12 protein-coding genes are annotated in these 14,857 nt (G+C 65.0%); 2 read left to right on the top strand and 10 right to left on the bottom strand.

Annotated features, from left to right (window positions below; all coding sequences use genetic code 11):
• Position 1: 1 nt before the first annotated feature.
• Both G6N56_RS16400 and G6N56_RS16405 read right to left on the bottom strand, forming a co-directional pair.
• A complete protein-coding gene (locus G6N56_RS16400) occupies positions 2 to 1,009 on the bottom strand; it encodes a PHP domain-containing protein (RefSeq protein ID WP_085258449.1) in 1,008 nt (335 codons plus the stop codon).
• Between the two features lie 23 nt (positions 1,010 to 1,032).
• Positions 1,033 to 1,269 (bottom strand): hypothetical protein, encoded by a 237-nt coding sequence (locus G6N56_RS16405; RefSeq protein WP_085258455.1) that lies wholly within the window; start codon positions 1,267 to 1,269, stop codon positions 1,033 to 1,035.
• 52 nt (positions 1,270 to 1,321) lie between these two features.
• Here G6N56_RS16405 and G6N56_RS16410 point away from each other — a divergent pair, with 52 nt between their 5' ends.
• Positions 1,322 to 2,179, top strand: a complete 858-nt coding sequence (locus tag G6N56_RS16410) for an LLM class F420-dependent oxidoreductase (RefSeq protein ID WP_085258450.1) — start codon at positions 1,322 to 1,324, stop codon at positions 2,177 to 2,179.
• A gap of 66 nt (positions 2,180 to 2,245) precedes the next feature.
• Here G6N56_RS16410 and G6N56_RS16415 read toward each other — a convergent pair whose 3' ends face one another.
• The 8 genes from G6N56_RS16415 to G6N56_RS16450 all read right to left on the bottom strand — a co-directional run bounded on the left by G6N56_RS16415 (position 2,246) and on the right by G6N56_RS16450 (position 12,565).
• Positions 2,246 to 3,637: a PPE family protein gene (locus tag G6N56_RS16415; RefSeq protein ID WP_232069074.1), complete on the bottom strand. Its 1,392-nt coding sequence runs from the start codon at positions 3,635 to 3,637 to the stop codon at positions 2,246 to 2,248.
• Between the two features lie 241 nt (positions 3,638 to 3,878).
• Positions 3,879 to 4,175 (bottom strand): PE family protein, encoded by a 297-nt coding sequence (locus tag G6N56_RS16420; protein ID WP_085257424.1) that lies wholly within the window; start codon positions 4,173 to 4,175, stop codon positions 3,879 to 3,881.
• 3 nt (positions 4,176 to 4,178) lie between these two features.
• A complete protein-coding gene (locus tag G6N56_RS16425) occupies positions 4,179 to 4,838 on the bottom strand; it encodes a CoA-transferase (protein ID WP_085257425.1) in 660 nt (219 codons plus the stop codon).
• Between the two features lie 8 nt (positions 4,839 to 4,846).
• A complete protein-coding gene (locus G6N56_RS16430; protein ID WP_232069075.1) occupies positions 4,847 to 5,581 on the bottom strand; it encodes a hypothetical protein in 735 nt (244 codons plus the stop codon).
• A 93-nt stretch (positions 5,582 to 5,674) separates the two neighbouring features.
• A complete protein-coding gene (locus tag G6N56_RS16435) occupies positions 5,675 to 7,987 on the bottom strand; it encodes a hydantoinase B/oxoprolinase family protein (protein ID WP_085257427.1) in 2,313 nt (770 codons plus the stop codon).
• Between the two features lie 38 nt (positions 7,988 to 8,025).
• A complete protein-coding gene (locus G6N56_RS16440) occupies positions 8,026 to 10,155 on the bottom strand; it encodes a hydantoinase/oxoprolinase family protein (protein WP_085257428.1) in 2,130 nt (709 codons plus the stop codon).
• A gap of 27 nt (positions 10,156 to 10,182) precedes the next feature.
• Positions 10,183 to 10,611: an acetone carboxylase subunit gamma gene (locus G6N56_RS16445; RefSeq protein ID WP_085257429.1), complete on the bottom strand. Its 429-nt coding sequence runs from the start codon at positions 10,609 to 10,611 to the stop codon at positions 10,183 to 10,185.
• Positions 10,612 to 10,651: 40 nt separating this feature from the next.
• Entirely contained in the window at positions 10,652 to 12,565 is a 1,914-nt protein-coding gene (locus tag G6N56_RS16450) for a hydantoinase/oxoprolinase family protein (protein WP_085257430.1), read from the bottom strand.
• A 205-nt stretch (positions 12,566 to 12,770) separates the two neighbouring features.
• Here G6N56_RS16450 and G6N56_RS16455 point away from each other — a divergent pair, with 205 nt between their 5' ends.
• On the top strand, positions 12,771 to 14,621 hold the full coding sequence (locus G6N56_RS16455) for a sigma-54-dependent Fis family transcriptional regulator (protein ID WP_085257431.1): 1,851 nt from the start codon (positions 12,771 to 12,773) through the stop codon (positions 14,619 to 14,621).
• Positions 14,622 to 14,857 lie beyond the last annotated feature (236 nt).

Raw genomic sequence — 14,857 nt, forward strand, 5'->3', positions numbered from 1 at the left:
CTCAGTTGCGCCTGGTCCACTCCAGCAGCTTGTCGGCCGGCCACGTGTTGACGACGCGGTCGACGGGGACGCCGGCGTCGACCGCGCGTTGGGCGCCGTAGCCGAGGAAGTCGAGTTGGCCGGGCGCGTGGGCGTCGGTGTCGATGCTGAACAAGCAGCCGATCTCCAGCGCCACGTTCAGCAGCCGCGACGGCGGGTCGCGCCGCTCGGGACGGGAGTTGATCTCCACCGCAGTGCCGTGGTCGCGGCAGGCGGTGAACACCGCCTCGGCGTCGAACTGGGACTCGGGCCGGATGCCGCGGTTTCCCGAGACCAGCCGGCCGGTGCAATGGCCGAGCACGTCGGCGTGCGGATTGGACACGGCGCGCACCATGCGCCGGGTCATCGCCGCGGCATCCATCGACAGCTTCGAATGCACGCTCGCCACGACCACGTCGAGGCGCTCCAGCAGTTCGGGCTCCTGGTCCAGACCACCGTCTTCGAGGATGTCGACCTCGATCCCGGTGAGGATCCGCATCGGCGCGAACCGGTCGCGCAGCCGGTCGATCACGTCGAGTTGCGCGCGCAACCGCTCCGGCGACAGGCCGTTGGCGATCGTCAGCCGTGGTGAGTGGTCGGTGAGCGCGCAGTACTCGTGGCCCAGCGCGGCCGCGGTGGCCATCATCTCGTCGATGGGCGCCGATCCGTCCGACCAGTTCGAGTGCAGGTGCAGGTCACCCCGCAGCGCGGCGCGGATCTCCCCGCCGCCCAGATCCTCGGCCGAGGATCTCAGCTCGACCAGCAGGTCGGGCTCGCGACCGGACCACGCCTGGTCGATGACCTTCGCGGTTTTCGGCCCGATGCCGGGCAGCGACTGCCAGCTGTTGGCCTGCCCGTGCCGCTCGCGCTCGGCGTCGTCCAGGCCCTCGATGATGTCGGCGGCATTGCGGTAGGCCATCACGCGTCGCGGGTCGTGCCGGCTGCGGTCCTTGTAGTAGGCGATCTGCCGAAGCGCTGCTACCGGGTCCATGGCTCCAGTCTGCCCGCCATGGCTCACACCAGCTGGCCGGCGACGAAGCCGGCGAGCAGCACCCCGAAGCCGCCGAGCTCGCCGGTGATGAGCGCCGCCCGATGCGCGATGTCGACGTACGGATGCGCACGATGGTTGACGGAGGCCATGATCTGCCGGTACTTCCACACGCCGAGAACGAGCGCGAGGAGGAAGATCAGCCCGGCCGCCAGCAGGATGATCCTGGTGTCGAGCCCGAGCGCTTGTCGCGCGGGAGTCATCGGCCCTTCGTCGTTTAGTTGCGCTTCATAAAGATCGGCTACGGTCGAATTCATGCGATTCGCGTTCAAGACATCACCTCAGAACACCACATGGGTCCAGATGCTGTCCGTCTGGCAGGCCGCCGACGACATCGAGGTCTACGAGTCCGGCTGGACCTTCGACCACTTCTACCCGATCTTTTCCGACAGCAGCGGGCCCTGCCTCGAGGGCTGGACGACGCTGACCGCGCTGGCGCAGGCCACCAAGCGGCTGCGGCTCGGCACGCTGGTCACCGGGATCCACTACCGCCACCCGGCGGTGCTCGCCAACATGGCGGCCGCGCTCGACATCATCTCCAACGGACGGCTCGAACTGGGGATCGGCGCCGGTTGGAACGAGGAGGAATCGGGCGCGTACGGCATCGAGCTGGGCAGCATCAGAGAACGGTTCGACCGGTTCGAGGAGGCCTGCGAGGTGCTCACCAGCCTGCTGAGCCAGGACACCACCGACTTCGACGGCAAGTACTACCAGCTCAAGGGTGCCCGCAACGAGCCGAAGGGCGTGCAGCGGCCGCATCCTCCGATCTGCATCGGCGGCAGCGGGGAGAAGCGCACGCTGCCGATCACGGCGCGCTACGCCCAGCACTGGAATTTCGCCGGAGGAACGCCGGACGTGTTCGCCCGCAAGCGCGACGTGCTGGCCGCGGAGTGCGCGAATATCGGGCGCGACCCGAAGGAGATCACCCTCTCCGCGCACCTGCGCCTGGACGCCGAGCGCAACTACGGGCAGATCCTCGAGGAAGCGGCGGCCCTGTCTGCCGAAGGCCTGGACCTGGGGATCGTGTACATCAACCCGCCGCACGACCCGGCCGTGCTGGAACCGCTGGCACAAGCGATCCGGGACTCCGGGCTGTGGACGGGCGGCAACTGAGGCGGGGCGCGCCGCCGAACTGAACCGCGCCGCCTCCGCGCTCCAGGCGGGATCGGTACCGAATCGCTATTTCTGTGCCGCTTCCTCCATCAGGACGACGGCGGTGCGTTTCAGCACATCTCGCTGCCTGGCCACGTCGGCGATTGCGTTGCGTAGCTCAGCGAGCTGTTCCCGCGTGCTGATCGCCTGGTCGCCGCCCGGGGCGCTCGGTGTTTCCCCCCCGCCCGGGGTGTGCTCGCGGGTGGCGGGCTCTAGTGCCCACGGTGGTAGTGCCTTGGTGCGTGAATTCGTCTGGGCGCGGGCCTGCCCCGAGGACGGCGCGTTGATCAGCCCTCCCACCGGGCCCACCGGGGGCATGCCTCCGTAAGGGCCTGCCGGTCCGGCTGTCGCCGCCGACGGTAAACCGTCGGCGCTTGGCGATGCCGCGGCGACAAGCCGGACGCCCGGCGCCGTCACCCACGACGAGGGGACCGATAACTTGCCGACCGCCGACGCACCGCCCAAGCCGGCGGCCACCCCGCCGCCCGAGCCCACCGGGGCCCCCGCACCCACCAACGTCGACCCGAGGCCACCGTCGAGCGCCGTGGATGACCCGGCCAATCCAGCCACCGGCGGATGCAAAGCCAACGGGAAGAACGGGCTCGTGAGGAACGTCAAACTGCCGCCCAAGAAACCACCGCTGCCCAGGTCGAGTCCGTTGCCCCCGATGGTCGCCAGAAAGTTGTTGAGGGCAGTGCCCGTAGGGCTGGTCAAAGCGTCCTCCAGCCATGTGATCGGGTTGAGAGACGGTGTGCCGAATCCGGCGGCGAGTGTTTGCAGTGTGCTGGGCAGGGTTGAGATGAGTTGGGACAGAACCGATTGCGCGCCGCCGGCACCGGCCACCGAGGCAGCTGCCCGAGAGGCCACCGCCGATGGCCCGCCCGTCGCGGCCACATTGGTCGCCGCCGGCGGCGAGTCGAACGGCGTCAACCTCGCCGCCACCGCACAGGCCCCCGCATACCCATACATCGCCGCCGCGTCCTGGGCCCACATCTCGGCATACTGCGCCTCGGTCGACGCGATCGCCGCAGTGTTCTGCCCCAAAATATTGGTCGCCACCAACGACGCCAACAACGCCCGGTTCACCTCCACCTGCACCGGCGGCACCGTCGCGGCAAACGCCGCCTCATAGGCCGCCACCACCGACCCCAACTGCCCGGCGGCCTGCTCAGCCTGCGCCGCGGTCACACTCATCCACGACACATACGGAGACACCGAGGCGACCATCAAACTCGACGACCGCCCCACCCACGGCCCACCCGACAACTCAGACACCACCGACCGAGACCACGTAGCCGCCGAATTCAACTCAGCCGCCACCGCATCCCACGCCGCCGCCGCCGTCACCAACGGCCCGGCCCCCGCACCCACATACATCCGCCCGGAATTGACCTCCGGCGGCAACACCGCAAAATCCACGGTCAACGCCTCCTCATAAACCGTATTTTCAACTACGTCTGAAATCCTCAGCCGTGCAGGCAGTGTCAAGAAGCTGTGGGCCGAACTGGCAAACCTTTTCGATGGCGGTCGCATGACTCCATTCGTGCCGCCGGCAGTCGGGGACCGAACCGCTACAACATGTTTACGGACTGAGCTGGAATGCGGCCGGCGCGCCGGCGGTACCGCCGATCGAAACACATTCGGCGGTACTCCTTTCCCGCTAGCCGGTCGCGAATGCGTTGGCCGCTTCCGTCGCCGCATAAGCATCCGCGCTTGTCCGCAGTGCGTTGACGACCAGATCGTGCATCGCCGCGGCCTGGCTGCTGACAGCCTGATACAGGTGCGCATGCGCGACGAATTGTGCAGCGACCAGGGCGGACACCTCGTCGCCCGCGGCAGGCAGGATCCCGGTTGTAGGGGCTGAGGCAGCCGCGTTTTGGGAACTGATCGCCGAGCCGATGGTGCCCAGATTGGCGGCGGCAATCGATAGGGCCTCGGGTTGGGTCGTCACAAACACTTTTCAACTCCATTCTGTGAGGTGGACTGGTCCTGACTGCGGCGGCGCACCGCGAATCACCGGCGACGTCGCCAATTGATCAACCAAGAGCAGAGCCTCTGTACACCGCCGGCCCTCGGGTGCGTCGACCCCCGGCGCCAATTCGGCCGGACGCACGCCGTTCCCGGCGATGATTCGGTTCACAACAGCCGCGCCGGTGAGCGGCAAGGTGTTCTCCGCACGAATTTTCAGGCCGCCGTCGCATGCGCAATGCTCCATCAACACAATGATTTTGCGAGCGCCCGGTACCGAGTCCATCGCGCCGCCCATGCCCTTCACCAGCGCTCCCCGAACCACCGGGTTGCTCGAATCTCGGCATGCATTGACCTGTATGCCGTCGAGAACCCCGACGTCCAACTTACCCGAGCGAATCATCGCGATGCTGGCCGTCGAGTCGAAGAAGTTGGCGCCCGGCACAACGATGACGGCCTCCTTGCAAGCATTGATCAAGCGCAAACCCTCTTCTCCCTCAGGGGAATAAGCTCCATGGTCAAGGGGTCTATTGTCCGGTTGAAGGACGATGTGTGCGTCGTCGGGCACTAGCATCGGCAACCCGATGCCGGCGTTGAGACGGTCAACGTCCTGCAGTTTGGTTGTGGCGCATGCGCCAGGTGTGTCGTCCATGCGAACCGCTAGCGCAGTTTTTCGAGCTGTTCGAGTACCTGTTCGGGCGATGCCGCGGCGGAAATGGTGGTGAGCAGGATCTCCCCCTCCGGTATCTCGGCGCCCCCGGTCCAAAACTCATCGGAGACAAGCCCGATGGGTGGGTCGCCCGGCGCACCCTCGAGTTCGGTATCCGTCCACAGCGCCAACGACCAGTCGAAGTGCCTGGCAACGTTCATGATCGAGGTATAGGACTGCAGATTCTCTGACATTCCCGACGCCCCGTCACGACTGTCGAGCAGAGCCAGGGCCACAGGCAGGGCACCCAGCTGGCCGAGCCACTCCGCGATATACATCGCAGCCCGGTCGGCGCCGTCGGCATCCACGCCATCGAGTGGGTTGCCGGCGACGTGATGAGCCCATGACAGCCAAGCCGCCGGGGAGGGCACATGCAGCACCAGTTGGCGCCGCGATGTGTTCGCCAGCGTTCCGAGAACCTCGCGGCTGGCCGCCAGCAGTGCATCATCGGCCAGCAGGGTGCGCAACGGGTAGCCCGTGCGAGCATGGCTTCGCATGGCTTCCACCAGCCCCGGGCGCGCGTCGATGTGTGCACTCTGGAACCGACGCATGTCGACCCAGACCGCGTCCGGGTCAAGCAGCCCGCGAACCTGCGCGAAGTGACCTGCCGCCAGGGTGGTATCGGTCCACGGAATCGGTGCGCCTTGTCGGATCACCGCGGTCGAGTAGTCGACGTCGTTGATCAACAGGGGCCGGGTCCGCCCACTCGGGGGCAGAGCTACCAACGATTTTGCACTCAACGGTCTACCTCTCCAGCAGTCGGCGCCAACGGGGAGCGATTACGTCAGGCGCCTGACGTTTACGCCGCACCGCTCCTCGAATTCGGCGATGCGGGCCTCGAGTTTGGCAATCTTGACCTCCCGACGGTCGGGCACCATCACGATCGGCAGTTCCTGCAGCGGTGCGGTGACACGTTCGGGACCGTCGATCGTGTAGACGGTGGCGACGACGTCCGGGGTTTCCGGGGTCCACGCGCCCCATGACCCGTAGTAGGCGAGATCCTTTGGTGGCTCCGGCTTGACGAAGTCGGCGCAGAATTCAGCGAACGGCTTGCCGCGCTGCAGGCGTGTCTTGCGCACCTGTGCCCTCGCCTTTTCGGTGCCCGAGGCGTCCAGCCGGAACGTTGCCGGGTCATAGCGGACCCCGAACACATCCTCGGCGACCCGCTGACTGATCCGACCGAGTTCGACGTCGCGGATCACGGACTCGGGCAGGCGCTCCAGCGGATCTCCGTAGCCGCCGCCGGCACCCTGGCTGATCATGTACAGCTCACCGTCTTTGGCGAGGTCGAACTGCAGACCCATGTGATAGGTGGAGTAACGACCATCCGGGAACGGCCGCTCGTTCATCACCTTCTCCATCGACAGGTCGAATTTCTTATTGTCCTGCCGGAAATGCTCATACACGTTGGTGCCTTTGACCATGGCCAGTGGGTAGGTACCGCAGCCGTAGCCGCCGTACATCCCGTAGATCGACGAGAACTTCGCGCCCGAGGTCACCGTCATGAACCCCCACTGCGGAGTGCCCTCGGCGGCCACGATCATCTCGTATCCCATCCCGCCGTTGAACTTTCCGAAACCCATGTTGTCGCGAACCAGGCGCTTTGCGACGAGCTGCATGAAGGGCACCTCCTCTTCCATCACCTCCTGCTCGGCGGTGTCCGCCATGGCACAGAACAGCGGCGACACGGCGTCCTCACCATCGCGGAATGGCTTTGCGCCACCGGGCATCCCGTTGAGATCCGCGCACAGGTTCCCGACCATGTCGCCGTGCTGAGTGATACCGCCCCACAGGAACGTGTTGATCTGGTTGAACCAGTTTGCGACCACATTGCTGTACTTGTGCGGACAGGAGAACGACATCCTGCTGTAGAGGGCCTGCATGGCCGAGAATCCGCGGAAGGAGGCTTGCAGCGACTGGCCCATCGGTGCGTCGTAGGAAGCATCGGCCCAGGTGCCCTCATCGGAGATGATCTCGATACAGCTCATCGCGGCGGTGCAGCGCGGCAGGTCCGGCCACCAGAATGCCAGAATTGCTTGCATCATCATCGATTTCACCGAGCAGAGGGGGGAGTTGATCGCGCGATTGAGGATCTCCGGCCCGGTCCCGCGCAGATCGACGGTCATCGTGTTGCCCTTGACGGTGACCTTGCACGCGAACTTGATCAGGATGTTCTCTTTGAGAGTGCTATCCATGAATTGGTCGAACCGATAGGTGCCATCCGGCAATTCGCTGATCCGTCGCCGCACCTCAGCATCGACGTCCTCCACCGTGATACGTAGCGCGGCCACGAACGTGTCGGTGCCGACCTCGTCGATGACCTTGTCGATACGCTCCATGATCTTGCGTACCGCGGTGATCTTCACCTTCAGATCGGCCAGCTGCAGCTTCGGATCGCGCACCGAGTGCTGCAGGAAGGTCAGCAAATCGCGGCGCAGCTCACCACGCTCGACGATCTTGAACGGGCTCATCCGCAGCCCGTCGTCGAAAGCCGTTTCCGAGCCCGAAGGCATGCCGCCCGGTTCGCAGGCGCCGTTTTCGCCTTCGTGAATGGTGGCAGCCACCCAGGCGATGATTTCGCCGTCACGGATGATCGGCATGATCATCGACTGATCGGTGTTGTGCACGTTGCCGAATCGGGCGTCGTTGTGGATGAAACCGTCGCCTTCATGAATGCCGACCGTCGGCTCGTCCTTCCAGTACTTCATGATGTAGCGAATCGGGTGGTGCAGGATCGCACTGAAGGCGATGACCCCGTGGCACGACAGATACGAGACATCGCCGGCACCGGTGTAGATCGCCGTCGTGAGGTCGCCCCACTTCGCGCCGGGAGCAGCGCCCTGGGCCTCGCACATCTCGTAGCCCTCGTCCAGCGCGCCGGCGATGCGTTTGCGGATGCGCTCCACCTGCAGTCGGTCCACACCGGCGGCGATCGCCAGGTCTTCGTGCAGAGATCGTGCGGAGATGCTGTGGCTGCGCATGATCTCTCGGTCGGGCCCGAGGAAAAGTGTGGTTTCGTCCATGAACTGGTCCACCCACTGCTGCTCTTCGGCAGTCAGGTGGCCGGCTGGACGATCGTTAACTGTGGTCATGTGGTCCGTCCTTGATCTTGGCGAAACGTTTGGTGGTGTCAGTCCTGCAGGAACCAGACGGCGCCCTGCACCGTCGGCTCCAGCCGCCAGCCGGGTTCGACGAGGAAGGTGGTGTTCTCGGTGGTGACGATGGCCGGTCCGGCGATGACGCGGTCGGCACCGAGCGCATCTTGGTCGTAGACCGCGGTATCGATCGGGTCGGCGTGTCCGATGAAGTGCGCCTGCCGGGTCCCGGCCGGTGTTGGCGCGGACCGTGCTCCCCCATATTCCAACGCCTCGAAGTTCACCACATCACCATCCACAAATGACGCGACCCGTACGGTATTGCACCGGATCCCGGCCTCCGGGGCGGCGGAGGACGCTCCGAACCGATGGCTATATACGTCACCGAAGGTCCTGATGATCTGCAGCACGTCGCCGACGTTGTTGATGCGATGAATGTCCTGCAGCGCCACGGCCTGGGTCAGCAGCTGATTTCCGTAGCGCATGTCCAGTTCGAGACGATACTTGACCACCTCACCGGAGAACCCCTGTCGGATTAGATCTTCACGGCCACGCGCCTCCAATTCCGCGACAACGCCGTTGAATTCGTCGTAGCCGTCGTACAGCTTTCGCGTTGTCGCGTTGTACATCGTCACGTGCACACCACGCTCGTGGAAGTGCAACTGCTTCATGTTGCCGGCGCCACATGCCGCGAAAACGGACGAGAAAGGCGGCGCCAAAACACGTTTGATGCCGGCATGGCGTGCGATGCCGCAAGCGTGCAGCGGCCCATTCCCGCCGTAGGCAAGCATCGTGAAGTCTTCGGGCAGGTATCCGCGGACCCGCAGCTCCTTGCCGATGCCGATCGCCATCTGCTCATCGACGCCGTCCTTGATGACCCGCGCGACCTCGATCGGATCCATATCGAGGTAGTCACACAGATTTTCCTCGATAGCGAACAGTGACCGCTTAACGTTCAGCTTGATGTACCCGTTGGCGTAGTTGTCCGGATCCAGGTAACCCAGAAGCAGGTCGGCGTCGGTGACAGTGGGGTGCAGCCCGCCGCGGTCATAGCAGGCCGGTCCCGGGTTCGAGCCCGCCGACTTCGGCCCGATCTTGATCGAGTTGTGGATGCGGTCGTAGCTGGCGATCGAGCCGCCGCCGGCGCCCAGCGTGTCGAGGTGCACCATCGGCACCGACACCAGCCACCGATCGATGGTGGGCAGGAAGTCGTAGTGCTTCACGCCGCCCTCGGGCACCAGGCCGATGTCGAACGAGGTCCCGCCCATATCGGTTGCGATAACATGACCGATCCCGGTCTCGTTCGAAAGATGCTCAGCCGCACCGACACCGGCGATCGGGCCCGAGTGGATCGTCTGCAGCGCGTCGGTGGAATTCATCTGCGCCATGCCGCCGGAGTTGTGGATCACCAACATCGGCCTGTCGTAGCCGAAGTCGCGCAGATTACTCGACAGCTGCGCCAGGGCGTGAAACATGATCTCGTGCAGGTAGGCGTCGATGATTGTCGAGGTGGCGCGGACATACTCCCCCTTCCGGCCGGAGACCTGGTGGCCCAGCAGCACCGGGATGGCACCAAGTTCGTGCGGGGGGAACTCGTCGAGAATGATCTCTTGAATCGCGAGCTCATGCTCGGGGTTCTCGGTGGAGTTCACCAGCGATACCACGATCGCCTCGGCGCCCGCATCGACGAGTTCGCGCACCACCGCGCGCACGTCATCGGGATCCAGCTGCGCCACGACCTTTCCCGCCGAGTTGACGCGTTCCTTGACCGAACGGATCATCGCCCGAGATACCAAAGGTTCGGGACGCTCGGCGGCGGGCAGGTTCTGCTGCATCGCGTAGTCCAGGCCCTCGCCGTAGCCGCGGCCGCGGGACAACGGGATGGTGTCCTCGAAACCGTGGGTGACAATGGCGGCCACTTTTGGCCCATTGCGTTCGATGAGTGCGTTGGTGCCCAGGGTGGTCGCATAGCGCACCGAATCCACCTCGGACAGCACCGTGGATCGGTCCAATCCGGCGCGCTTGCAGGCCAGGTCGAGCGCATCGTTGAATCCGATCGCCAGATTGTGGTGAGTTGTGAGCGCTTTGGCGTCTACGTAGACGTCGTCCCAGACAAAGAAGCAGTCGGTGAATGTGCCGCCGATGTCAACCGAAATTCGTTTCATGCTTTGAGTTCTCCGGGTGAGTTGGGGTCAGCGAATGTGGCCGGTGGCTCTGAGCGCAGCGGTATACTTCTGCGCGTCTTCACCGGGCCCGTAGTTGTGGACGGCTTCGGCGTCCAGGCCACGCTCCTCCCATTGCTTGCGCAGCGCGGCGACGTCGATGACCATGTCAATGGCGGGCGGGTGTCCTGGCGGCAGGTACTCGCACTCGATCTGAGTGCCGCAGCCGGGGCAGTAGTACTCGAGGATCCGGCAGTAGGTCGGATCGGGACTGAACGTGTACTCGTACCGCTCAGGATCGAGGATCGGCTGGTGAATTTCGCGTGGATCGCGATCGTAGACCAGGGTTCCTGACTTGTAGTTCTCATGCGCCGAGCCCATGTCTTGGGCGCACACTCGACACACCCACCGTTCGGTGTCGAGATCGATGACGAGGTATTCGGTCATAGGGACTCGCATCGGAGTCCTCCTTCCGCAGAAGAGGGTTGGGCAATTCGAGTCACAGGTCGTCGGTCAGCATCAGGTCACCGGAGCGGGTGACCAGGAATCCCCAACCCGGCAGTACCCGAGCGGTGAAGAAGGGCCCCTCGATGATCGCGGGTCCCGTACCTGCGTGGCCGGGGGTGAGCTCGTCAAGCACATGCACCGGAACGTCGTCGATGCGATCCGCGGTGGCGCGGATCTGGCGCCGGCCGATAGCCGGCGCGCTGCGCGGGTCAGCCTTCGTGCTCTCCGGCAGCTCTGGATGTGGGAGCGCCGCAGACACATTCAACTGGAGAGATACGACACAGCCCGGGTAGTCGATCTCGTCGCCGCGCTGGTACGACAGGTGCGACACCATTGCGTCCTCGACGCCTTCCAGCAGCAGCCGCCAGGTAATTTCGCAGTCGGCCAACAGATAGCCTTCCTGGAACATGTCACGGTCGGCACGCACCAGTAGAGCGTCGTGCACGGCGCTGGCCGAGTCGGCATTCGGCTCGGGGACGATCACTTCGTAGGTCTTGCCGATGTCAGAGAACGAGATCCCAAACGCCGAGAAGACGGCCGCGGTGCGCGGGATCAGCACCTGCTTGATGCCGGCCAGCCTTGCCGCGCCGGTGGCACTCATCGGCCCGGCCCCGCCGAACGCCAGCAACGTTGTCCCCTCTTTGGCGGAGCCCGCCAGCGCGACCGAAAGGGCGTCAAAGTAGGCGTGTTCCATGCGGATCAGCGCCTCTTCGAGCGAGATCCCGAGGGGATCTGCGATCGTTTCGCCGATCACCGACCTGGACCGGCTTGCGTCGAGGGTGAAGGTGCCGTCCAGGTAGGTGTCGGCGTCAAGCACGCCCAGCAACAGGTTGACATCCGTGATCGTGGCCTGCTTCCCGCCGAACCCGAAGCATGCCGGACCCGGTGCGGCACCGACCGACTGCGGCCCCACCGTGATCTCCCCGTCGACAAGCCGGATCACCGATGAACCACCCACCCCTGCCGAGGTGACGTCGCTCATCGGATACGAGATGCGTACCCCTTCGATGCGGCCGCGGTCAGCCACCGCGACGGTGTCGTTTTCGACGACACCGACGTCGGTGGTGGTTCCTCCCACGTCCATCATCAGGGCGTGCTGCAACCCATAGACTCTGGCGAGCGCCGCCGTGCCCTCCAAGCCTCCGCGCGGCCCCGACGAATACGTCTTGAGCGCAACAGATTTCGCTACCCGCGAGGACGCGCCGTCGTTGCGGTAGACGAGCAACGGGTTGACCACCCGGTAGCCCTGCAGCCGGCGCTCGGCACTGTACAAAAACCGCTCCATCGTCGGGTGCAGGAATGAATTGACCACGCACGACCACGCACGCCGTGCGTGGTCGCGGTCTCCGGCCAGTTCCCAGCTGTAGATCAGCGGAACCGAGCCCAGCAGATGGCGGGGAAATTTGCGCAACAACACGTGCCGGAGCCGCTGCTCCTCTTGCGGGCTCGCGCCGGCGACGACAACCCGGGCGGCTCCCAGCGTGGTGAGCCGGTTGACCTTCTGCACGGCGTCGAACTCGAAAGCCTCGAGCTCGGCATCCGGGTCGAAGGTCAGGTGACGGTCGGCGATCAGGTCGGCGAACAGCTTTCCCCCGGCTGGTGTCTGTTGCATGGCAGTGGCCAGGCCCGTCATCGACGTCAGGATGCCGATCATCGGACCGCGCCGTTCTACCAACGCGTTGGTGCCCTGGGTGGTGGAGTAACGGACGTGCTCGGTCTCGTGCAGCAGCCGGGTGATGTCGGCGTCGCCGTAGAGGGCTTCAGATGCCTTCTCGATTCCGGTGAACAGGCATTCCGACAGGTCATGGGGGGTTGTCAGCGTCTTGGTGAAGCTGAAGCCGTTGCCATCCCACACGCAGATATCGGTCAGGGTGCCGCCATTGTCGATGTTGATGAGGGTTCCCATGCCGCTCCGTTTCGCGTTTCACGTTTCAGATTCGTTAGCGCCTGTGTTGTGCACCACATCGCTGGGCAAGAACATTGCCGCGGTCTCACGCCTGAGGGCTGTCCCAAAATGGGACACTGGCCGATACCCTGGATGTGACCCCGCTCTCCTTAAACTGGGCGTGACGTAGTGATGACGACACGTCATCCAGCACCAGGAGTCCGCGATGCCCGATAACCCCGGCCGGATGCTGCGGGTCGCTGCTGCCCGTGCGGACTTTCTTGAATACGGCAGTGCGGGGGCCGCGGGCGTGTCAGACATGGTAGTGGCCTCGTGGGAACGCAGTCAGGCCGCCGGCGTGGACGTGTCCAGCCCCAACAGTGTGTTCACCGACGACCTCGATACCGGATCGCTCCTGGTGCGTTGCGCACGTCCAGTGCTGGAGCAGCTCGAGACCGATACCGCCGACATGCCGCTGGTCATCGCCTTGACCGACCGCAAGGCGCGGGTCGTGCGACGGATCGACAGCTCCGCCGCGGTGGCACGTCTGCTCGACCGGGTTGACCTGGCACCCGGCTTCGACTACTCCGAGTCGACGATGGGCACCAACGGTATCGGCACGGTGTTCGAGGCGGGCCAACCGATCAGTGTGGTGGGTCCCGAACACTTCAGCGAGAACCTGCACCTGTTCGCCTGTACCGGAGCCCCGGTGATCGACCCGATTACCGGGCGCGTCGAGGGTGTACTCGACATTTCGACGCTGTCGGACGCGTGGAGTCCCCTGATGCACACCCTGGCCAATAGCGCGGCGAAAGACATCGGGCGCAATCTCCTGCTCGACCGGGGCCAGTCGCAACGTGCCATCTTCGAGACCTACCTGAGGGTCACCGCGCGCTCGCCCCGCGAAGCCGTCTTTGCATTCGGAGACTCCGTGTTCGTGGCAAATCCCGCTGCCCAGCAGCTGTTCGACCCCAACGAACAACGCACACTGCGCGAGCACGCAACATTCCTGATGGCCCGCAACGACCGGGCCAGCGACACCTTGGCTTTGCCAGGAGGGCAGCGGCTGGTCCACATCCGCGGAATCCGTATCATCGCCGGCTCTGAGGTGGCGGGCATGGTGGTGGTCGCGGAGCTGGTCACCGCGCACCAACCCAGCTCGCCGCGTGATTTCAGCGAGCAGCAACTGCCACCTATTGCGATGGCGGCACCGCAGACCTCGCAGATCGTCGACCAGCTGTCTCGGTCGCGCGACTCCCTCGCGGGGGGCACCGCGCCGGCCTGGATGCGAGCGGTCGGCGAGCTGCGCGATGCGCTCGGTCAAGCCAAGCCGGCCCTGGTGCTCGGCGAGCCGGGCGTCGGCAAGTTCACGCTGGTGGCCGAGCTGTTCCACGCCGTCTACCCGGAGGCGCGCAGCATCTCGCTCGATGCGGTGCAACTCAATGGCGGGGGGCCGCCGTCGGGCATCACGTCGCTGGCGGGGTGCCCGCGGGAACCCACGCTGCACATCATTCGACACATCGACCAGGCAGGTGCCGACAGTGTGCGGTGCCTGGAGGCTTACTTCTCGGCGGTGGAATCGCTGGACGGGCCCGTGTGGATCGTGGCAACGGGTTCGGATTCGTCGGCGGCGGCCGAGCTGCCGGTGCGAGAACTGCTGCACCACTTCGAGATCGCGATCACGGTGCCGCCACTGCGTTGCCGCACTGACGATTTGCCCGCCATCACCACGGCGTTACTGCGTGGCATCGCCCCTGACCGCAAGGTGCGCATGAGCCCCGACGCCCAACGTCTCATTTCGCGATATTCGTGGCCGCGCAACATCACGCAATTGCGCGAAGCACTGGTGCATGCGTTGCATCGCCGCCCGGTCGGCGAGATCCAGGCTTCCGATCTGCCCGGGCACTGTCAGACCGCACCCCGGCATACGTTGACCCCGTTGGAGACGGCCGAACGTGACGCGATCGTGGCCGCCTTACAGGAAGCCAACGGCAACAGGATGGCCGCCGCCACGCACCTGGGGATGTCGCGCTCGAGCCTTTACCGCAAGCTCAAGACCTATGGCATCACCGTCTGATCCGGGGGCTCTCAAGGGGCAGAGCGCGATGGTCGTCCGGCCGCCCCAACACTGAGGCACCTGACATGCGGACAACGCTGTTTTCCACACCGAGCAAAATGCACCGTCCAGGCGTCGACGCGGGCGCCGGTGACTACACCCCGAAGAGCAAGAGCTCTTCGGCGGTTACCAAGCGTTCGTGCTTGGCGGGAAACTCGCGACTCTTCACCGGATGACGGAGCCACGACCAGGCCATT

Origin of the sequence: Mycobacterium saskatchewanense, from assembly GCF_010729105.1 — a bacterium.
GTDB lineage: Bacteria > Actinomycetota > Actinomycetes > Mycobacteriales > Mycobacteriaceae > Mycobacterium > Mycobacterium saskatchewanense.